Raw genomic sequence first — 21,787 nt, forward strand, 5'->3', positions numbered from 1 at the left:
CCTCTCAGTCCTGCAGCAGTTCGGCGAGGGCGGCGGGGCTCGGGTGGGTGAACAGGTCGGCGATCGGGACGTGTTTGCCGGTGGCGTCCGCGATCCGCGAGCGCAGCCGGACCAGCAGCAGCGAGTGGCCGCCGCTGTCGAAGAAGTTGTCGTCGGCCCCGACTTCGGCGCGGCCGAGGGCGTCGGCGAACACCGCGCACAGCGCGGCTTCCAGCGGGGTTCGCGGTGCGCGGGCTCCGGTCGGGGCCTGCTCCGGCGCGGGCAGCGCGCGGCGGTCGAGCTTGCCGTGCGCGGTGAGCGGCAGCGCGTCGAGCCGCACGAACGCCGAGGGCACCATGTAATCCGGCAGGGCGGCGGCCAGGTGCGCGCGCAGGGCGGGCAGGTCGAGGTCGCCGCGCGGCACGACATAGCCGACGATCCGCTTGTCGCCCGGGGTGTCCTCGCGGACGTCGACGGCGGCCTGGGCCACCGACTCGTGCCGGGACAGGGCGGCGGCGATCTCGCCGAGTTCGATCCGGAAGCCGCGCACCTTGACCTGGTCGTCGGCGCGGCCCACGTAGTCGAGGTTGCCGTCCGGCAGGTAGCGCACCAGGTCGCCGGTGCGGTACATGCGGGAGCCGCTGGGGCCGAACGGGTCGGCGACGAACCGCTGCGCGGTCAGCGCGGGCCGGTCGAGGTAGCCGCGGGCCAGGCCGTCGCCCGCGACGTACAGCTCGCCGACGACCCCGGGCGGCACCGGGCGCAGGCCGCGGTCGAGGACGTAGGCGCGGGTGTTGGCCGTCGGCCTGCCGACGATCGGGCGCTCGCTCGCGCCGACCCGGGCGGCCAGAGCGTCCACAGTGGACTCAGTGGGGCCGTAGAGGTTGAACCCCTCGGTGCTGTCGAGTTCGCGGATGTCCTGCCACAGGGTGGACGGCACGGCCTCGCCGCCGACGCCGAGCACCAGCAGCGGGCAGCGGCCGTCGCGGATCAGGCCTGCCGCGGCGAGCTGCACCGCGTGCGACGGGGTGACCTCGATGAAGTCGATCCGGTCGCGCTCGATCAGCTCGACCAGCAGGTCCGGGTCGCGCTGCACGTCCTCGGTGACCACATGCAGGGCGTGGCCGTCGAACAACCAGAGCTGCGGCTGCCAGGACGCGTCGAAGGCGAACGACCAGCTGTGCGCGACCCGCAGCCGCCGCCCGCCCGCGCGGTCCACCGTGGGCCGGTACAGCGTCTCCCGGTGCGAGGCGAACAGGTTCACCACGCTGCGGTGCTCGACCACGACGCCCTTGGGCGTGCCGGTGGAGCCGGACGTGTAGATCACGTACGCCGGGTGGCGCTCGGTCAGCGCGGTGTCCGGAGTGGACACTGGGTGGCCGCTCACGTCGGTCTGGTCGAGCAGGAGGACCGGTCGGTCGAGGGTGAACGCGCTGGTGGTGACGACGAGAACCGGGTCCGCGTCGGCGAGCAGGAACTCCAGCCGGTCGGCCGGGTAGGCCGGGTCGATCGGCACGTAGGCCGCGCCGGACTTGAGCACCGCGAGGATGGCGATCACGGTCTCGGCCGTGCGCGGCAGCAGCAGCGCGATCCTGCGGTCCGGGCCAGCGCCGCGCGCGATGAGTTCGTGCGCGAGGCGGTTCGCGGCGGCGTCGGCCTCGGCGAAGGTGTAGCGGGTGTCGCCGCAGACCAGGGCGGTCGCGTCCGGGGTCTTCGCCACCTGGGCGGCGAACAGCTCGGGCAGTGTACGCGGGCCCGCGTAGGGCAGGGCGGTGTCGTTCCACTCCACCAGCACCCGGTCCACTTCGGACTCGGTGAGCAGGTCGAGGCGGCCGAGCGGCCGGTCGGGGTCGGCGGCGACCACGGCCAGCAGCCGGACCAGCCGCTCGGCGATGTTGGCCGCGGTGGCCGGGTCGAACAGGTCGACCCGGTATTCCAGCACGCCGTCGATGCCGTCCGCGCCCTCGACCTCCAGCAGGTCGAACGCCAGGTCGAACTTCGCGCCGCCCGCGCCGGTCTCCTGTGGACGGACGGTCAGGTCCGCCAGCGTGAGCGCGTCGGCGGGCATGGTCTGGTAGGCGAGCATGACCTGGAACAGCGGGTGCCGGGCCAGCGACCGCGCCGGGTTCAGCGTCTCCACCAGGCGCTCGAACGGGATGTCCTGGTGGGCGTAGGCGGCCAGGTCGTACTCCCGGACCCGGCCCAGCAGGTCGCGGAAGTTCGGGTCGCCGGAGGTGTCGGTGCGCAGGACGAGGGTGTTGACGAAGAAGCCGATCAGGCCGTCCAGCGCGTCGTCGGTGCGGCCTGCGACGGGCGAGCCGATGGGGATGTCGGTGCCCGCGCCGAGCCTGGTCAGCAGCGCGGCGAGTCCGGCCTGCAACACCATGAACAGGCTGGTGTCGGTGGCCTTGGCCAGTTTCCGCAGCGCCCGGTGGGTTTCGGCGGGCAGGTGGATCGGGACTTCCGCGGCGACCTTGCCCGCGACGGCCGGGCGCGGCCGGTCGGTGGGCAGCGGCAGTTCCTCCGGGAGCCCGGCGAGCGCGTCGGACCAGAACGCGACCTGCTCGGCGAGCAGCCCGTCCTGGCCTTCGGTGAGCAGTTCACGCTGCCAGAGGGCGTAATCGGCGTACTGGACCAGCAGTTCCCGCCAAGCCGGGACGGCGCCGACGCGCCTGGCGGCGTAGGCGTGGCCCAGGTCCCGCAGCAGCGGCAGCGCGGACGCGCCGTCCGCCGCGATGTGGTGCAGCAGGATCAGCAGCACGTGCTCGTCGCCGTCGGGGAACAGGGTGGCGCGGAGGGGAATCTCGGTGTCGAGGCGGAACGGGTACCTGGCCGCGTCAGCCAGGGCCTCGACGCTGAACGGCTCGACGGTGAACGAGACGTCGGCCGAGGGAAGGATCTCCTGGCGTGGCGTGCCGTCGTCGTCCGGGAAGACCGTGCGCAGGCTCTCGTGCCAGGCGACCACATCCGACAACGCCGACCGCAGCGCCGCCACGTCGAGCGCGCCCGCGAGGCGGATGGCGAACGGGACGTTGTAGGTCGAGGAGGGACCGTCGAGCCGGTGCAGGAACCACATGCGCTGCTGCGCGAACGACAGCGGCAGCACGGCCGGTCGGTCGGCCTTGCGCAGCGGCACCTGGCGGCGCGCGCCGTCGAGCCGGGCGGACAGGGCGGCGACCGTGGGCGCCTCGAACACCACGCGCAGCGACAGGTCGACGCCGAGCACCGCGCGGATTCGGCTGACGAGCCGGGGCATGAGCAGCGAATGCCCGCCCAGGCCGAAGAAGTCGTCATCGATGCCCACCGTCGGCACGCCCAGCACCTCGGCGAACAGCTCGCACAGCAGTTCCTCGCGCGGGTCGCGCGGCCTGCGGCCCCCGGCCTGCGCGGCGAAGTCGGGCGCGGGCAGGGCATTGCGGTCGACCTTGCCGCTGGGGAGCACGGGAATCCGGTCCAGTACCACGAAAGCGGCCGGGACGAACGCGGCGGGCAGCTCGGCGGCGAGCGCGCGCCGCAACTCGGCCGGGTCGACAACGTCGCCCGGGGTGGGCACCACGTAGGCGGCGAGCGACCGCTCGCCGTCCTGGCGCACCACGACGATCGCCGAGGACACCTCCGGCCGCCGCAGCAGCGCGGCGGCGACCTCGCCGGGTTCGACCCGGACGCCGCGGATCTTGACCTGGTCGTCGGCGCGGCCCACGAACTCCAGCGCGCCATCGGCGTTCCACCGCACCAGGTCGCCCGTGCGGTACATGCGGGTTCCCGCTGGCCCGAAGGGATCGGCGACGAACCGCTGCGCGGTCAGGTCGGGCCGGTTGAGGTAGCCGCGCGCCAAGCCGTCGCCCGCGAGGTACAGCTCGCCGACAATTCCCACGGGGACCGGGGAAAGGCCCGCGTCGAGCACGTAGGCGCGGGTGCCCGGGTCCGGCGGGCCGATCGGGACCGGCGCGGACATCCCCGGGCGGCAGGCGCCCAGGGTCGAGTTCACGCTGACCTCAGTGGGGCCGTAGGCGTTGAACATGCGCCGGTTCGGGGAGTACCGGTCGACCAGCGCGGGCGTGACCTCCTCGGTGCCCGCGAGCAGGCAGATGCCTTCGGGCAACTGGGCTTCGGCGGGCAGCGCGGCGAGCAGCGCGGGCGGCAGGATCGCGTGCGTCACCCGCTGGTCGCGCAGGTAGTCGGTGAGCACGGTCCCGGCGACGCGGCGGTGCGCGGGGACGACGACGAGCGTGCCGCCGGTGCACATCACCTGGACCAGTTCCCACCAGGCCACGTCGAACCCGGGCGAGGCGAACTGGCTGACCCGGCTGTTTCCGTCGACCAGCAGGCGTTCGGTGTGCGTGCCGATGAGCTTGCCGATGCCCGCGTGCGGCACCACGACGCCCTTGGGGCGGCCGGTGGAGCCGGAGGTGTAGATCACGTACGCCGGGTGGTGCGGGCGAAGGTCGACCGGGGTGAACTCGGCCGCGGCGTCCGCCGCGATCGACGGAATGCCTGGCACGTCGCCGATAGCGCACATCGGCCTGGCGTCCTCGACCATGAGCGCGAGCCGGTCGGCCGGATAGTCGGGGTCGAGCGCGAGGTACGCGCCGCCCGCCTTGAGCACGGCGAGCAGGCCGACGATCAGGTCGATGCCGCGCGGCAGGGCCACCGCGACGACCTTCTCCGGGCCGACGCCGAGCTGTTGCAGCGCCCCGGCGAGCCGGTCGGTGCGGGCGTCGAGTTCGGCGTAGGTGAGCGAGACGTCCTCGCAGACCAGGGCTTCGGCGTCGGGCTTCTCGGCGACCCGCGCGGCGAACTCGGCGGGCAGGGTCGTCAGCGGGTAGTCGCCGGTGGCGTTCCAGTCGCGCAGCACGGTTTCCCGCGCCCGCCCGCCGAGCAGGCCGAGTGTGCCGACCGGGCGGCGGGGGTCGGCGGCGATCTGGGCGAACAGGTGCCGGACCGCGTCGGCGAGGCGTTCGACGTGCGCGCGGCTGACGACGTCCGGGCGGAAGTCCAGGTGCAGCGCCAGTTCCCAGCCCGGCAGCGCGGTCAACGTGAGGGGGTAGTGCGTGGCGTCGCTGTCGGTGACCGGGGAGAGCTTGACGCCCGGGGCGGGTTCCTCGACCGCGCCGGGGTCGAACGGGTAGTTCTCCACCACGGCCAGGGTGTCGAACAGCTCGCCGGTCCGCTGGATGTGCGCGAGGCCGAGGTGCTGGTGCGGCAGCAGCGCGGCCTGCTCGTCGCGCAGCCGCGCCAACGCGTTCACAACCGTCTCTTGTGGACTGATCTGAACGCGGATCGGAACGGTGTTGATGAACAGACCCACCATCGACTCGACCCCGGGCAGCTCGGCCGGGCGGCCGGACACGGTGGTGCCGAAGACCACGTCCGCGCGGCCGAGCACCCGGGCCAGCAGCATGCCCCAGACGAACGCGACGATCGTCGCCAGTGTCACGTTGTTCTTGCGGGCCAGCGCGTTCAGCGCCTCGGTCAGCTCGACCGGCAGGGTCAGCGCGACCCGCTCGGGCGCGCCGGTGCCCGCGTCGGCCGCGATCACCGTGGGCTCGTCCAGCCCGGCGAGCGCCCGCGCCCACGCGGATTCGGCGGCGGCGTGGTCCTGGCGGGCCAGCCAGGCGAGATAGCCCCGGTAGGGCGGGGCGGGCGGCAGGTCGCGGCCCGCGTAGAGGGCGAACAGGTCGGCGACGAGCAGCGGCGCGGACCACCCGTCGAGCAGGATGTGGTGATGGGTGATCACTAGGTGGTGCCGGTCCGGGCCGAGCCGCAGCAGGGCGAAGCGGATCAGCGGGGGCTTCGCCAGGTCGAACCGGCGGTCCCGTTCCTCGGCCGCGACCGCTTCCGGGTCGGTCGGCGAATCGTGGTAGGAGAACGGCGCTTCGACTTCGGCGGGCACCAGCGCCACCGGGTCGCCGCCGCGCCTGCGGCGGAAGGCGGCTCGCAGGTTCGGGTGCCGCCGCAGCAGCGCCCCGGCGGCCTCCCGCAGCCGGTCCGCGTCCAGCGGGCCGTCGACGGACAACACCCGCTGCACGATGTACGGGTCCTGGTCATAGGACCCTAAACCGTCTAATTCGGACTGAAACAGCAGCCCCTCGGCCAGCGGCGACAGGGGCAGGACGTCGGCGAGTCCCTTGGGCCTACTCACTGGTGCTCCATTCGGCTTCGAACTCGTCGATCTCGTCCTGGCTCAGTGCGACAAGGTCGAGGTCGGACGGGGTGAACCCGCCCGTGTCCCGCGCGGCGATCGCGCGCAGGTAGGCGAACCACGACTCAGCGAGCGCGCGGATGGCGTCCTCGGCGAAAACCCCGTCCGGCCACGACCACGTGACGGTCAGCTCCGGGCCGTCGGGCAGGTCGCGGGTGACAGCGGTGATGTCGAGCGCGTGCGTGAGCCGGTCCGCGCCCGCTGACGCGGCGTCCGACTCGTCCGCGACCGTCCACAGTGCGCCAGTGGACGCGAAGCGGCCGAAGTAGTTGAAGCACAGGGCCGGTTTCACCGGCTCGACCGCCGGGTTGAGATAGCGCAGCAGCCCATAGCCGATGCCGCCACGCGGCACCGCGCGCAACTGCTCCTTGACCGCCTTCACCGCGTCGCCCGCCGACCGGCCGCCCGCGCGGGCGTCGGCGAGATCGACCGGCCCCGGGTCGAGACACACCGGGTGGATGCTGGTGAACCAGCCGACCGTGGTGGACAGGTCGGCCCGCAGGCCCGCTTCCTCGGCCAGTTCGGTTTCCCGGCCGTGGCCCTCCCGGTCGACCAGGACGGCGCGGGCCCCGCTCCACTCGCGCACCGCCAGCGCGAGCCCGGCGAGCAGGATGTCGTCCACCCCGCCGTGGAAGCGGGCCGGGGCGTCGGTGAGCAGCGGCTCGGTGTGCTCGGCGGGCAGGGTCAGGCGCATCTCGCGCACCGGGTCGTCCGGTTTGGGCTCGCGCAGCAACGGAAGCGGGTCAAGGTCGGCCCCGATCGCCTGCCAGAACGGCACTTCGGCCAGCACCGTCGGCCGGTTCGCCTGCTCGTGCAGCAGCCGTGCCCAGCCACGCGCGGACGTGGCAGGCCGGGACGCCGCCGCGCCGGTTTCCCAGGCGGCGCGCAGGTCGTCCAGCAGAACGCGCCAGGACACGCCATCGACAACGAGGTGGTGGATCACCAGCACCAGCAGGCCGGGGTCGTCGCCCGCGTCAAGCAGGACGGCCGCGACCATGCGGCCCGCGTCCGGGTCGAGGCTGTCGCGTGCCCGGTCCGCCTCGGCGGCGACCTGCGCGCGCCGGTCGGCCTCGACGGGAACCCGCCGCAGGGCGAAGTCGACGCCGGGGCCGATCTCCAGCGCCCACCGGTCGCCGCGCACCAATCGGGCGCGCAGGGCGTCGTGTCGCTCAAGCACGGTCCGCAGCGCCTGCTCAAGCCGCTGCGCGCCAGCCGGGACCTGGATCACCATGGCCTGGCTGAACCGCTCCACCGGGACCCCGCTTTCCCGCAGCCACGCCATGATCGGCGTTTCCGGGACCACGCCGAGCGCGGCTCCCGCGGGCTCGACCACTGTGTGGTCGCCGACCGCGACGGCCACGGTCGCCATCGCCGCGGGCGTCTGGTGTCGGAAGACGTCCTTGGCGGTGATCAGCAGCCCGGCCGCGCGGGCGCGGCTCACCAGCTGAATCGCGAGGATGCTGTCGCCGCCCAGCTCGAAGAACCCTTGCGCCGGTCCGACTTCGGGCAGCTTGAGGACGTCGGCGAACACCGCCCGGAGAATGTCCTCGGTCGCGCTGTGCTGGGGTGCGACCTCAACCCGCTCCGGCTCGGCGGCCAGCACGCGGCGCTCCCTGCCCGCCACCGGAAGCGCGGACAACCGTGCGTCCACATTGGACATCAAGTGCCGAAGCACCTTGGTGAAGCCGTCCGCCAGCCACGCCACGGTCTCGCGGTCGAACAGGTCGGTGCTGTACTGGGCGAATCCGGCCATGCCCAGATCCGGGTCGTCCACGATCGTCAGCGTCAGGTCGAACGCCGAGACCCCGGTGTCCACGATCTCGTCGCGCACGCTCACGTCCGGCAGCTCGGGGCGGACCGGCGCGTTGTTCTGGTAGGCCAGCATGACCTGGAACAGCGGGTGCCTGCTGCTGGACCGGCGCGGGTTCAGGACTTCGACCAGGCGCTCGAACGGCACGTCCTGGTTCTCATAGGCGGCAAGGGACACCTGGCGCACCCGGCTCAGCAGCTCCCGGATGGTCGGGTCGCCGGAGGTGTCGGTGCGCAGCACCAGCGTGTTCACGAACGAGCCGACGATGTCGTCCAGCGCGCTGTCGGTGCGGCCCGCGATCGGGGTGCCGATCGGAATGTCGGCGCCCGCGCCGACCCGGGTCAGCAGCGCGGCGAACGCGGCCTGGAACACCATGAACGGGGTGACCCCGAGCGACCCGGCCAGCGACCGCACGCCCGCGGCGATATCCCCGTCCAGCGGGAAGTCCAGCAGGCGGCCCGCGTACTCGGTCTCGGCGGGGCGCGGGCGGTCGACCGGCAGGTCCAGCTCGTCCGGGATGCCCGCGAGCGCGGCCCGCCAGTACTCGACCTGGCTCGTGTCGTCCAGTTCCCGCTGCCAGAGCGCGTAGTCGACGTACTGGACCGGCAGGTCCGTCCACTCAGGACTTTCGCCGCGCAGGCGGGCGGCGTAGGCGCGGCCGAGGTCGCGGGTGAGCGGGATGAACGACCAGCCGTCGCCCGCGATGTGGTGCAGGGTCAGCAGCAGCACGTGCTCGGTCTCGGCGAGCCGGAACAGCGTCACCCGCAGCGGCGTCTCCACGGCCAGCGCGAAGCAGTGCCGCGACGCCGCGCGCAGGTCCGCGCTCAGCGTGTCCTCGGTGCTGGGCACCACGGTCAGGCCCGTGTCGGCGTGGTCGCGGACGACCTGCCGGGCCACGCCGTCTACGGACGGGAACACCGTGCGCAGCGCGTCGTGCCTGCCGATCACGTCGTCCAGCGCCGCCGACAGCGCGGGCACGTCGAGCGGACCGGACAGCCGCAGCCCGGTGGCGATGTTGTAGGTGGGGCTGGGGCCTTCGAGCTGGTGCAGGAACCACAGGCGCTGCTGGGCGAACGACAGCGGCAGCACATCCGGATGGGTTCCGGCGACCAGCTTCGGGCGGGCCGCGGCTCCGGTGGCGAGCGCGGCGGCGACCCCGGCCGGGGTCGGCGCGGCGAACAGCGTGGCGATGGACAGTTCCACGTCCAGCACCGACCGAACCCGGCTCACCAGCCGGGTCGCGGTCAGCGAATGGCCGCCCAGGGCGAAGAAGTCGTCGTCCACGCCCACGGTCGCGACGCCGAGCACGTCGGCGAACAGCTCGCACACGATCTGCTCGCGCGGGTCGCGCGGCGCCCGATACTCGGCGGCGGGCTCGGGCAGGGCGGCGCGGTCGAGCTTGCCGTTCGGGGTGCGCGGCAGGGCGTCGAGGACGACGAACGCGCCCGGAACCAGATGCGCGGGCAGCACATCGGTGAGGTAGTCGCGCAGCTCGGCCGGGTCGCCGCCGACCACATAGGCGATCAAGCGGTTGTCCCGGGCGACGACCGCGGCGGCGCTCACCGACGGGTGCCCGGTGAGGGCGGCTTCGATCTCACCCGGCTCCACCCGGAAACCGCGGACCTTCACCTGGTTGTCCGCGCGCCCCAGGTAAATGAGCACACCGTTGTCGCCGATGCTCACCAGGTCGCCGGTACGGTAGAGCCTGCTTCCCGGCGGGCCGAACGGGTCGGCGACAAACCGCAGCGCGGTCAGGCCCGGCCTGCGCAGATATCCGCGCGCCACACCGGGTCCGCCGATGTACAACTCACCGGGGACGCCGGGCAGGACCGGGCGCAGGAAGGCGTCCAGCACGTGCAGGCGGGCACCCGCGACGGGATAGCCGCCGTCCCGGGTCCAGCCGTAAGCGTCCACAGTGGCCTCTGTGGGGCCGTACAGGTTGAACGGCGTGCTGCCCGGGACGTCGAGCAGCCGCTGCCACAGCGCGGGCGGTGTGGCCTCGCCGCCGACGAGCAGGAACTCCGGCGTATGCCTGCCGTTGTCAAGCAGGCCCTCGTCCGCGACGGCGGCCAGGTGCGTCGGGGTGAGGTCGATTCCGTCGACACCGCGGTCGGCGAGGTAGTCGGCCAGGGCGGCGGCGTCGCGCACGATGTCGTCGGCCACGACGTCGAGCAGGTGCCCCGCGAATAGCCAGAGCAGCAGCTCCCACGCCGAGTCGAACGAGAACGACGCGGTGTGCGCGGCGCGGCGCTGGCCGTGCGCCACATCGGGAATCAGGGTGTCGCAGTGCCCGCGGAACAAGGTGGTCAGGTTGCCGTGGTCGACCACGACGCCCTTCGGCGTGCCGGTGGAACCGGACGTGTAGATCACATAGGCGGCGTCGGCCAGGGTCGGCGCGGTCGGCTCTGCTTCGACGGCGGGCAGGTCGAGCACGTTGAGAACCGGGCCGTCGAACGGGATTCCCGCGCCCGCGGTGAGCACCAGCGCCGGGGCGGCGTCGGCGAGCATGAACGCGAGCCGGTCGGCGGGGTAGCGCGGGTCGAGCGGCACGGCGACGCCGCCCGCCTTGAGCACGGCCAGCAGCCCGGTCACCATCTGGCCGCGCGGCAGAGCCAGCGCGACCGCGCGTTCAGGACCGACGCCGTGCGCGGCGAGGACGCGGGCGATGCGGTCGGTGTGGGCGTCCAGCTCGGCGAACGTCTGGTCGAGCGCGACCCCGGTCAGCGCCGGAGCGTCCGGGGTGAGCGCGGCCTGGGCGCGGAAGATTTCGGGCAGGGTGCGCGTCTCCGGACGCACCGTGCCGACGAGGTCAATGTGCTCCCCGTCCCGCCGCACGTCCACAGTGGACACTACCCGGTCCACGTCGACCGTGAGCAGGGTCACCAGGCGGTCGAGGATGCTCTCGGCGGCGGCGCGGTCGATGGCCGGGGCGCGGTGGTCGAGCGCGAGCACGAACCCGTCGCCCGTGGGCATGACCGTGAGGTTGAGCGGGTAGTGCGTGGCGTCGTGGCCGCGCACGTCGGCGATTCGCAGCGCGGGGCCGGGGTCGGGCAGGTCGGCCGGGCTCATCGGGTAGTTCTCGAACACGACCAGGGTGTCGAACAGCCGGTCGCGGCCCGCGGCGCGCTGGATCTCGGCGAGACCGAGGTGCTGGTGGGCCATCAGGTCCGCCTGCTCGCGCTGCACGCGGTCGAGCAGGTCGGCGACTGTCTCATCAGGACGGAGCCGGACCCGGACTGGCACGGTGTTGGCGAACAGTCCGACCATGTTCTCCACCCCGGCCAGCTCGGCGGGGCGACCGGCGGCGACCGCGCCGAACACCACGTCCGATCGGCCGGTCAGCGCGCTCAGCAGCAGCGCCCACGCGCCCTGCACGAGGGTGTTCAGCGTCCAGCCGCGTTCGGCGCACCGGGCGGCCAGCTCACCGGGCAGCGTGGCGGTGACCTGCTCGGGGGCGTCGAGCTGGGCGTCCGCCGCGACCAGCCGGGAGGAGTCCACATCGGACAACGCTGCGGCCCACGCGGCCTTGGCGGCGTCGGTGTCCTGCGCATTAAGCCAGGTCAGGTAATCACGGTAGGGGCGGACCGGGGCCAGCGGGGCGTGGTCGCCGCCCGCGGCGTACAGGGTGAACAGCTCGCGCAGCACCAGCGCCAGCGACCAGCCGTCGAGCAGCAGGTGATGGCAGGTGAGCACCAAGCGGTGCGTCGTGGAACCGGTGCGCGCCAACGCGAACCGGATCAGCGGGGCCTGGTCGAACGGGGTCTCCCGTTCGATCCGCTCCAGGTTCTCCGGCTCGGCCAGCCGGAACGGCGCCGCGGTCTCCGGCTCGATCACCGCGAACGCGCGGCCGTCCGGGGCGGTGCGGAACGACGAGCGCAGGTTCGGGTGCCTGCGCAGCAGGGAATCCGCGGCGCGGCGCAGCACGGTCGGGTCGACCTCGCCGTCGAGGTCCACCGAGAGCTGCACGGTGTAGAGGTCGGTTCCCGGCCCCTGCGCGTGGAACAGCAGGCCCTCGGCGAGCGGGGTGAGCGGCAGGATGTCCACCGCGCCCGGCGCCAGCGCGTCGATCGCGGCCTGGTCGAGGCCGGTCAGCGGGACGTCGCTTGGGGTAAGCCGGGCGACGGCGCGCTCGGCGTGCGCGGCGAGGCCGTCGAGCGCGCGGAACCAGGAGTGCGCCAGGTCGTTGACGGCGTTCTCCGACAGCACGCCCAACGGCCACGACCAGGTGACCGACAGGCGCGGGCCGTCCGGGTGGTCGCGGACGTCGGCGTCGATCTCCAGGCAGTGCGCCGCGGCCAGCTCCGGGTCCGCGCCCGCGCGCAGCGCCCCGTCTTCCGCGGCCAGCGCCCAGTCGCCGGTCGCGGCGTCGAAGCGGCCGAGGTAGTTGAAGCCGATCTTGGGCGCGGGCCGGTCGGCGAACTCGGTCGTGGCGGTGAGGTAGCGCAGCAGGCCGTAGTCGGCCGCGTCGTCGCGAACGGCGGCGAGCTGTTCCTTGGCGCGGCGCAACGCTTCCCCGGCCGACGAGCCGCCCGCCATGGCGTCGTCGACGTCGATGGGGCCGGGGTCGAGCCGGACCGGGTACAGGGACGTGAACCAACCGACCGTGCGGGAGAGATCACCGCCGGTGTCGCGGCCGTGGCCTTCGAGGTCGACGGTCAGCGCGGTTCCGTTGCCGCCGTGCCGTGTGCGCCAGTCGGCGACCGCGATCACCAAGGCGGACAACAGAACGTCGGCGACGCCGGTGCGGTAGGCGGCCGGGACGGCGGCCAGCAGCGGCGCGGTGCGGGTGGCGTCGAGGGTGCGGCGCAGCCGCTGGGTCGTCGCGGCGGTGTCTCTGGCGGGATCGAGCGGACGCGACACCGGGAACTCCTCGGGGTGGTCGAGCACGGCCGTCCACCGCGCCACCGAATCCGGCGCCCGGGACGCCAGACTCCGCGCGTAGCCCCGGAAGGAGGTGCGCACGGCGGGCAGCGCGGGCACGGTCCCGGCCGCGAGCGCCGCGTACGCCTCGGCGAGGTCGGCGAGCAGGACGCGCCAGGAGACGCCGTCGACCACCAGGTGGTGCGCGGTCCACAGCAGCCTGCCGGGTTCGCCCGCGCCCGCGTCGAGCCAGGTCACCCGGACCATGACGCCCGCGTCGGGGTCGAGTTTTCCTTGCGCGGCGGCCACTTCGGCGTCGAGGTCGTGCGGTGCGGGGACGCGGCGCAGCAGGGCGGCGGCGTCGAGGTGGCCGGGGGCGGCGATGTCGAGCTGCCACGGGCCGTCCGACCAGCGGGCGAGGCGGGCGCGCAGCACGTCATGGTGGTCGAGGACGGTTTGCAGCGCGGCGGTCAGGGTGTCTTGGTCCAGCCCGGCTGGCGCCCGCACGACCACGGTCTGGCTGAACCGGCCGACCACGCCGCCCCGGCCGCGCAGCCACTCCATGATCGGGGTCGCCGGGGCGATGCCCACACCGTCGGTCGCGTGGACGTCCACAGTGGACTGGCGGGCGACGGTGGCCAAGCCCGCCGGGGTCTGCTGCTCGAACACGTCGCGCGGGGTGAACTCCAGCCCGGCTGCCCGCGCGCGGCCGACCAGCGAGATAGCCTGGATGCTGTCGCCGCCGATGGCGAAGAACCGGTCGTCCGGGCCGACCTCGGGCAGCCGCAGCACCTCCGCGACGAGCGCGCACAGCACCCGCTCGACCTCGGTGCGCGGCTCCCGGCGGGCCGCCGCCGGGGTGTTCGGCGCGTATTCCGCCGCCGTGGCAAGGGTTTTGCGGTCGAGCTTGCCGCTCGGGCTGAGCGGGAGGGCGGGCACGGTCAGGAACACGTCCGGAACCATGTACTCGGGCAACGCGGCCGCCGCGTGCTCCCGCACCGCGTCATGCTCGGCCGACCCGACGAGATACGCGGCCAGCCGCCCGCCACGTACGACCACTGCCGCGCCGCGCACGTCCGGGTGGGCGCCGAGCACGGCCTCGATCTCGCCGAGTTCGATCCGCAGGCCGCGCAGCTTCACCTGGTCGTCGGCGCGGCCCAGGTACTCCAGCACCCCGTCGCGGTCGAACCGCGCGAGGTCGCCGGTCCGGTACATCCGCGCGCCTGGCGTCCCGAACGGGTCGGCGACGAACCGGGTGGCGGTGAGGTCCGGCCTGCCCAGGTAGGCGCGGGCGAGCTGGACGCCCGCGAGATACAGCTCACCGGCGACGCCGTTGGGCACCGGCCGCAGGTTGCGGTCCAGCACGTAGCAGGCGGTGTTCCAGACCGGGCGGCCGATGGGGATCGTCGGCAGCGGGCCGGGAGCGGCGAGCTGGGCGGTGACGTCGACCGACGCTTCCGTTGGCCCGTAGAGGTTGTGCAGCTCCACGGTCGGCAGCAGCGCGCGGAACGAGGCCGCCAGGTCGGCGGGCAGCGCCTCGCCGCTGCACAGCACGCGGCGCAGCCCAGCGCAGGTCCGCGCGGCCGGATCGGCGAGGAAGGCGCGCAGCATAGACGGGACAAAGTGGACAGTCGTGACGCCCTCGGCGCGGATCAGCTCGGCGAGGTAGGCCGGGTCGCGGTGCCCTTCCGGGCGCGCCACGACCAGGGTCGCGCCGACCAGCAGCGGCCAGCAGAACTCCCACACCGACACGTCGAAGCTCGACGGCGTCTTCTGCAGCACCGGCTCGCCGACCCGCAGCCCGTACTCGTCCTGCATCCACAGCAGCCGGTTGACGATGCCCGCGTGCGGGATCACGACGCCCTTGGGGCGGCCGGTGGACCCGGAGGTGTAGATGACGTAGGCGGGGTGGAGGGGGTGCCGCGCCACAGCGTCTTCGCTGGGCGCCACCCCCTCCGGCAGGGGGCCGTCGACCAGCAGCCGGGAAACGTTCTCCGGCAGGCGATCGGACAGCTCGGCGGTGGTCAAGACGGTCGCGGGCGCGGCGTCGCCGAGCATGTACGCGATCCGGTCGGCCGGGTAGTCCGGGTCGACGGGCAGGTACGCGCCGCCTGCCTTGAGCACCGCCCAGATCGAGACGACCAGCTCCACCGAGCGCGGCAGCATCAGCGCCACGACCCGCTCCGGCCCGACACCGGCCGCGCGCAGCATGGCGGCGAGCCGGTCGGTTGCCGCGTCGAACTCCGCGTAGCTGAGCCGTTCCCGCTCGAACACCAGCGCCGTGGCGTCCGGGGTGGACTTCACCTGGGCGGCCAGCAGATCCGGCAGGGTTGTCGCCGGGACGTCGGCGGCGGTGGCGTTGAAGCCGCGCAGGATGCGGTCGCTCTCGGCGCCGAGCAGATCGATGCGCGACAGCGGTGCGTCCAGGTCGTCGAGCACCGCGCGCAGCAGCCGGTCGGCGTGCCGCAGCAGGGTGTCGACGGTCTCGGCGTCGAACAACTCGGTGCGGTAGGTCGCTTCCAGCATCAGGTTGTCGGTGAGCACCGCGGCCAGCGCCAGGTCGAACTGGGCGGCGCCGTTGAACACCGGCACGTCCCGCACGGCGATCCCGGGAAGGGCGAAGCCGCGCAGCACCTCGGTCCGCAGCGAGAACAGCACGTCGAACAGCACCGACCGCCCGGCGACCCGCTCCGGGGCCAGCTCGGCGACCAGCCGGTCGAAGGACAGCCCGGCGTGCGCGTACGCGCCAGCGCAGACCTCCCGCGCCTGCGCCAAGAGTTCGCGGAAGCTTCGCTCGCCGTCCACAGTGGAGCGCAGCACCACCGTGTTGCCGAAGTTGCCCAGCGACCGGTCCTCGCGGCCCCGGTTGACCACCGGCGTGCCGAGCGTGATGTCCGTCGCCCCGGTGTAGCGGTGCAGCACGGCCGTCACCGCGGCCGAGAGCAGCATGAACGGGGTCACGCCTTCCTGGCGCGCGACCTCCCGCACTCGCTCGGCGACGGCGGGCGGCAGCGTCCGGGTGAGCCGCTCGCACGCCTCCCCCGGCTTGGTCTGGTGCGGGCGATCCGTCGGCAGGGCAAGGCTTTCCGGGACCGGCGTGAGCCGCTCGCGCCAGTAGGCGAGGTCGGCGGGGCGCTCGCGGTCGTCCACGGCGTAGGCGACCGGCGGGGCCAGGTCCTGGCCGGTGTAGGCGGCGGCGACGTCGGCGAGCAGGATCTCCCAGCACGCGTCGTCCCAGGCGATGTGATGCGCGACCAGCAGCAGCACGTGCTCGTCCTGAGCCACCCGCAGCAGCCGGGCGCGCAGCGGGGACTCGGCGGCCAGGTCGAACGGCGTGCCGCCCAACTCGGCGACCACACTGTCCAAGTCCGCGTCCAGCACCGGCAGCGTGGGGCTCAACTCGGGACGGACAATCTGTGTGTCCGCGTCCGGATAGACCGTTTGGAGGATCGCGTGCCGCGCGCACGCTGTCTCGAACGCGGTGGCAAACGCAGCAGTGTCGAGTCGACCGGACAGTCCAACCGCGGCGCACAGTGTGTAGGCGACACTGCCCGGGTCCAACTGCTGGAGCAGCCACATCCGGCGCTGCGCGGCCGAAAGCGCGCCGGTGGGACCAGCGGCGACCGGGCCGGCTTGGTCGGCGAGCCCGGATTCGGCGAGCCTGCGGCGCAGCAGTTCGCGCTTGCGGGATCGCGCGTGGCCGTCGTCGGTCACAGCTGATCAAGCCTCCTCGTTGACGGACAGCACCGGCTCCGGATGCTAATTTAGGCAAGCCTTACCTCTCAAGAGGCTAGCCTTACCTAGGAGAAATCGGAGACCCCGTGCGACTCGGACAGCTCGTGCTCGATCTCGGCGCGGTCCGCGCCAATCGGGACTTCCGGTTGGTGCTGACCAGCAGGACCGTGTGGTTGCTCGGCATCGGGCTCACCTCCGTCGCGGTGGCCGTGCAGGTGTTCCAGATCACGGGAACTTCCGCGCCGGTCGCCCTGGTGAGCCTCACCCTGGGCGCCGGACTGCTCGTCGGCTTCCTCATCGGCGGCGTCCTCGCCGACCGCACCGACCGGAAACGGCTGGTGGTGCTGTCCAGCTTCGGAGCCGCGATCGGCTTCGCCGGGCTCGCCGCCAACGCGGCGCTGCCGGAGCCGCAACTGTGGATCGTGTTCGTCTGCGCGGGCACCCACGGCGTGATCGACGGCATCGGCGAGTGCGCGCTCACCGCCGTCGTCCCCGCCATGGTCCCCGGCGACCAACTCGGCTCGGCCAGCGCGCTGCTCGCGGTCACCACCCAACTCGGCGCGATCGTCGGCCCCACCCTGTCCGGGCTGGTCATCGCGGGCCCCGGCCTGGTCGCCTGCTACTGCGCCGCCGCAGCGATGGCCCTGGGCACCACCGCCTTGCTCGCCCTACTGCGTCCCCTGCCACCGGCCGAGCCCGAGCCGGACACCGCCGAAGGCAGCCTGCGCGAGGCGCTGCGATTCCTGCGCGGCAACCGGCTCATCGCCTCACTGCTGCTCATCGACATGGGCGCGATGCTGTTCGCCATGCCCGGGGCCCTCTACCCGCAACTCGCGGAAGAACGCCTCGGCGGCGGCCCGGAACTCGTCGGCCTGCTCTACACCGCCCCCGCGGTCGGCGCGTTCGTCGGCTCAGTCCTGTCCGGCTGGACCTCCACGGTGAAACGCTCCGGACTCACCCTGGTCGGCGTGGCCGCCCTCTGGGGCATCGCGGCGACCGGCGTCGGCCTGAGCACCAACCTGGGCATGGTCCTGTTCCTCCTCGGCGTCGGCGGCCTCGCGGACGTGTTCTCCGAGATCCTGCGGCGCGCGCTGTTGCAGGGCAACACACCGGACCGGTTGCAGGGCCGGGTAGGCAGCCTCTGGCTGGCGCAAGCGGTCACCGGCCCGTCCCTCGGCGGCATCCTGACCAGTTTCGGCGCCAGCCTGGTCGGCCCCGGCCCAGCGATCGCGATCGGCGGCGGCATCTGCGTGTTCAGCGTTCTCCTAGTCGCCGCGCTGTACCCAGAACTACGCCGCGTGGGCGCCCTCGTTGACCAAGGTCAGGTCAGCCGCTAGCTTCGGAATTCGCCGCCCCGGGGCCCTGCGAAGCCACGCGGGCCTGCCGATCGCCGAACCCCGGCATGGGGAAGATGTCCATAACGCCCTCAAGCCGAGACTTGGACCCCACTAAGCCGGTGTTCAACCTCGAAGACTGTCGCGCGGACCCCGCGCCTTTGATCGCGCCGGTTGCCGGGGTGTGCGCTCGTTGACCAAGGTCAGGGCAGCCGCTAGCTTCGGATCATGCCGAGACGGCCCGCCCGGGGAGCGCCCGGGTTCGTGTTCGTGTTGGGCTATGTGCTGGTCCTGGGGTATGACGAGGTCGCCCACGATCTGCTGGACGCGGCGGAAGACCCGCTGAGCAGGTATCTGGTCGGTGTGCTCGCACCGCCGCCTTACCTGGTGGAACCTGAGGTGCGGATCGGCGGATCGGCGCTGCTGCTTCTCGCCTGTGGGGTGGGGTTGTGGTGGGCCAGCCCCCGAATCCGGGGCTCTGCCGGGGTTTCCCGGTTCGCGTTGGTGACTGTGCTGGTCACGGGGGCGAGCCTGGTCAGTCGGATCGTGTGGCTGCTCATCGAGACCAGTGACAAGCCGCGCCTGATCTGGTTGATGGGCCAGGATTACCTTGCCCAGGCACTGCAATTCGGCGTGCTCTTCGGGGCGATCGTCGCGACTTACCTGTCGCTGCTGGGCAATCGGGGCCGTCGCCCGCGCACGGCCCCTGTCCAGTCCACAAGAAGGGGAGCGGGCCCGGTCATGGACGTCGCGAACTGGCCCAACCCGGCCGAGGACACCGAGACGACCCGGCTGCTCAGCGGCGCGGCCTACCTGGAGGGCGCGTACGCCGAGCAGGTCGTGCGGACTCTGCTGTCGAAACGCGTCCGGGCCGTTGCGCCGTCGCCCGGGGTCGATCTGCGGCTGGTGGTGCTGCATTGTCTGACCGCGCTGCGATTACGCACCATGCTGCGGCTGCGGCTCACCGGGACTCTGGTGGCGGGTGTGCTGCTGATGTTCGCCAGTGTCTGGATGGTCCTGCCGACCATCGCCGCGGCCGCGGCTTTGCTGCTGCACCACCGCCACAGCCTGCGTGTGCGCACCGTGGACCGCCTGCGCCGCGACCGTTTCGCGGTCGACCACGGCAATCCCGACTCCCCACCCGCCTGGGCTGTTGACCGCCTCACCACGATCGAGCAGGCGGAACAGGGCAACGTCACCATTTTCAGCGGCTTCCGCCCCTACGTCGGCTATGGCGCCGCCGAGCCCGGCTGGTCCTTCGCTCTCCCCGTCCTCCCCAGGAAAGACCCGGTCACCGGCACGGAAGCGGCCGCCCCCAAGCCATTTACCGAGGAAGCTCTCACCGCCCACGTGCGCCACCGGCTGGCGGAAACCACTGCCCCGGACGGCGTAGGCGCTCCCCTCCCCGCCGTGCACCTGGAAAACCGCTACTTCGCCGACGGCAGCGCCCTGCGCGGCCTCCTGGTGACCGACCGCACCGAACCCCCCGCCTTCACCCTGCCCGACAGCGCGCCCCCCACCGACGCCGCCCGCCGCTACCTCTGCGCGCACATCCCGTCCTGGGGCGGCCAGGTCGTGGCCAGCACCTTCCTCAGATTCACCACCGATGGCCACATGCTCTACGCCGAATGCGACCGCACCGTGGCCAAACCGATCAACGTGCGACTGGACGAACGCGACTTCGACCTGGCGAAGGAACTCACTCCCGCGCTACGGCAAGCGATCCCGGCCCTGCTGAGGGCGCCGCTGCACCTGATCGCGGACCTGCTGGCCCCCACCCGCTACGCCCGCGCCCGACACCGCGAACGCGCCCTGGCGGCCAAGGACCCCGCCTTCGACTACGGCACCGCGTTCTCCATCCGCGAAGCCGCCACCGCCCCCAGTTTCACCACCCAGTTCCAACACGACGACGCCGCCAAGCACCTCAAATTGGTGGAACGCCACACCCTGGAAGCCATCATCGAGTTCCTGGAACTCCACGACGTCGACACCACCGAACTCCGCAACCGCCAGACCACCATCCTCAACGAAGGCGTCATCCAGACCGGCGGAACCAGTAATGTCGGCGCCCTGGCAGTAGGCCAGAAGGCACAGGCGAGCACTTCGTGACAGGAGGACCCATGGAGGTCAACAAGGGCTTCCAGGTATTCGGCGGCACCGTCAACCTGGGCCCCACCGCCATCGGCGACAACGCCTCAGTCCACATAGGACAAGGTGATCCGACCGCCCTGCTGGCCACCCTCCGAAACCTCCTGGCAACCCACGAGGTCCCAGCGCGGGCAACGGAACTCACCGACGAAGTAGCAGGCGAACTAGAACAACCAACCCCCGACAGGGGCAAACTCCAGCGCCTCTTGGACACCCTCACCAAACTGGTCGCCCCAGTGGAACCCGTAGCCACCGCCGTCAGCGACCTCTCCACCGCCGTCGCCGCCATCACCTCCTGACCGCGCCGGGAGCAGGGGGCTCCGAACGGCGTCGAGCCCCCTGCTTCGGCTTGGTCCCGGAGGCGTTCAGCCCAGCAGCCCGCCCTTCACAGCACGCACCAGGCCGCGAGCGTCGACTCCGAGCGTCGGCCCAGCCGGATTCTTGCTGTCCCTCACCACAGCAAGAGTGTGAGCCAACTCAACACAAGTCTCCTGCCCATCGGAGTACGAGGACTTCCTCCACCGCAGGTCATAAGCAGCCGTCGTCATCACGTCGTTCTCCTCATTCCGTCGAATCGGAGTCACCGCGCTCAGCCCAGCAATCCGTCCCGCACAGCACGCACCAGGCGGCGGGCGTCGACTCCGAGGACAGGCCCAGCCGGGTTCTTGCTGTCCCTCACCACCGCAAGGGTGTGGGCCAACTCAACGCAAGTCTCCTGCCCGCTTGAGTACGAGGACTTCCTCCACCGCAGGTCATAAGCGACTGTCGTCATCACGTCTTTTTCTCCATTCCCTCGACGATTTCCGCGATGACCTCGACACTCCGGGCCGGAGTCATCGCCCGCTGCGCTACTACTTCGATCGCCGCCCGATAGGCGGTGACGTCTTTGGGTGCCCACAGGTTCACCGTGGCATTGGAGTGTTCCAAATGCACGATCGGATCTGCCTTGTCGAACTCGAACAGGATGAACCCACCAACCAAATGAGGTGAGTAGCCACGCGCGGTCGACGGAATGAGCTGAATCGTGACGTTGGGCAACTCGGCCATTTCCAGCAGATGGCGGAACTGCTCCCGCATCACCTTCGGCGAGCCGATCGGCCGCGCCAACATCTCATCATCCATCAGGGCGTGCAACTCGGCAGGCGGCGGGTCATCGCGGGTGAGAATGCGTTGACGCTCGACCCGGACCTCGACCTTTGTGTCGTTGTCCGGAGTCCTGGCGAAAATGGCGCGGGCGTAGCCCTCGGATTGGAGCAGACCAGGAATCAGCGCGAGACTGACCTGGGTGATCCGACAGGCGGCACGCTCCATCTCGATGAACCGCCCGAGGTTGGGCTTTCCGGCGACCAGTTCGCCTGGAGCCTCGGCCTGCCTGCGCAAGCCGAGAAGGTGTTCACGATCGGCGTCTTCGACACCCAGGATGTCAAGCGCGTGGGCCAGGTCGGCCTGGGACGGCAGCCGCGTGCTGGTTTCCCAGAAACTGAGCTTGGTGTCCGAGAATCCGGTTCTTTGCGCGAGCTGCCGTAGCGTCAAACCCGCTCGCTCACGTGCGCGTCGAACCTCCGCACCCAGCTCCCTTCCGGCCATGTTCATGCTTTCATTCACGTAAGCAAGCTTAGACCCTACCCGCGCTCTCCACGCCATCGCCCGATCGGGGCATTGCGGCTCCGCTCACGTAAGCCGATGATGGTTATGTAAGCACATGGCGGAGGGGCCGTG

General features: G+C 72.0%; 8 protein-coding genes. 3 read left to right on the plus strand and 5 right to left on the minus strand.

Annotation, left to right across the window (positions count from 1 at the left end):
• Positions 1-4 precede the first annotated feature (4 nt).
• Complete coding sequence (locus ACZ6SD_RS05820; protein WP_465315761.1) at positions 5-6,121, minus strand: amino acid adenylation domain-containing protein; 6,117 nt, start codon at positions 6,119-6,121, stop codon at positions 5-7.
• On the minus strand, positions 6,114-16,565 hold the full coding sequence (locus tag ACZ6SD_RS05825; RefSeq protein WP_465315762.1) for an amino acid adenylation domain-containing protein: 10,452 nt from the start codon (positions 16,563-16,565) through the stop codon (positions 6,114-6,116). The genes ACZ6SD_RS05820 and ACZ6SD_RS05825 overlap by 8 nt, the downstream gene beginning before the upstream one ends.
• Before the next feature lie 107 nt (positions 16,566-16,672).
• Between ACZ6SD_RS05825 and entS the strand changes: the two genes are divergently transcribed.
• From entS to ACZ6SD_RS05840, 3 genes are all read left to right on the plus strand, one after another.
• The gene (entS, locus tag ACZ6SD_RS05830; RefSeq protein WP_465315763.1) at positions 16,673-17,923 is read left to right on the plus strand and encodes an enterobactin transporter EntS; all 1,251 of its coding nucleotides are present in this window, start codon (positions 16,673-16,675) and stop codon (positions 17,921-17,923) included.
• A gap of 225 nt (positions 17,924-18,148) precedes the next feature.
• Positions 18,149-20,029, plus strand: a complete 1,881-nt coding sequence (locus ACZ6SD_RS05835; protein ID WP_465315764.1) for a hypothetical protein — start codon at positions 18,149-18,151, stop codon at positions 20,027-20,029.
• 11 nt (positions 20,030-20,040) lie between these two features.
• On the plus strand, positions 20,041-20,367 hold the full coding sequence (locus ACZ6SD_RS05840) for a hypothetical protein (protein WP_465315765.1): 327 nt from the start codon (positions 20,041-20,043) through the stop codon (positions 20,365-20,367).
• A 66-nt stretch (positions 20,368-20,433) separates the two neighbouring features.
• On the opposite strand, the gene ACZ6SD_RS05845 is transcribed toward ACZ6SD_RS05840, so the two are convergent.
• The 3 genes from ACZ6SD_RS05845 to ACZ6SD_RS05855 are packed head-to-tail and all read right to left on the minus strand — an operon-like array spanning position 20,434 to position 21,673.
• Positions 20,434-20,616, minus strand: coding sequence for a DUF397 domain-containing protein (locus tag ACZ6SD_RS05845; RefSeq protein ID WP_465315888.1), 183 nt, complete (start codon positions 20,614-20,616; stop codon positions 20,434-20,436).
• Between the two features lie 41 nt (positions 20,617-20,657).
• Positions 20,658-20,840, minus strand: a complete 183-nt coding sequence (locus ACZ6SD_RS05850; RefSeq protein WP_465315889.1) for a DUF397 domain-containing protein — start codon at positions 20,838-20,840, stop codon at positions 20,658-20,660.
• The gene (locus ACZ6SD_RS05855) at positions 20,840-21,673 is read right to left on the minus strand and encodes a helix-turn-helix domain-containing protein (protein ID WP_465315766.1); all 834 of its coding nucleotides are present in this window, start codon (positions 21,671-21,673) and stop codon (positions 20,840-20,842) included. Before ACZ6SD_RS05855 ends, ACZ6SD_RS05850 begins: the two co-directional genes overlap by 1 nt.
• Positions 21,674-21,787 lie beyond the last annotated feature (114 nt).

Source organism: Actinokineospora sp. NPDC051303, from assembly GCF_055586285.1.

Coding starts and splice junctions, on each gene's coding strand:
- ACZ6SD_RS05835 (WP_465315764.1), top strand. CDS start 18,149: ATGCCGAGACGGCCCGCCCGGGGAGCGCCCGGGTTCGTGTTCGTGTTG.
- ACZ6SD_RS05840 (WP_465315765.1), top strand. CDS start 20,041: ATGGAGGTCAACAAGGGCTTCCAGGTATTCGGCGGCACCGTCAACCTG.
- ACZ6SD_RS05845 (WP_465315888.1), bottom strand. CDS start 20,616: ATGACGACGGCTGCTTATGACCTGCGGTGGAGGAAGTCCTCGTACTCC.
- ACZ6SD_RS05850 (WP_465315889.1), bottom strand. CDS start 20,840: ATGACGACAGTCGCTTATGACCTGCGGTGGAGGAAGTCCTCGTACTCA.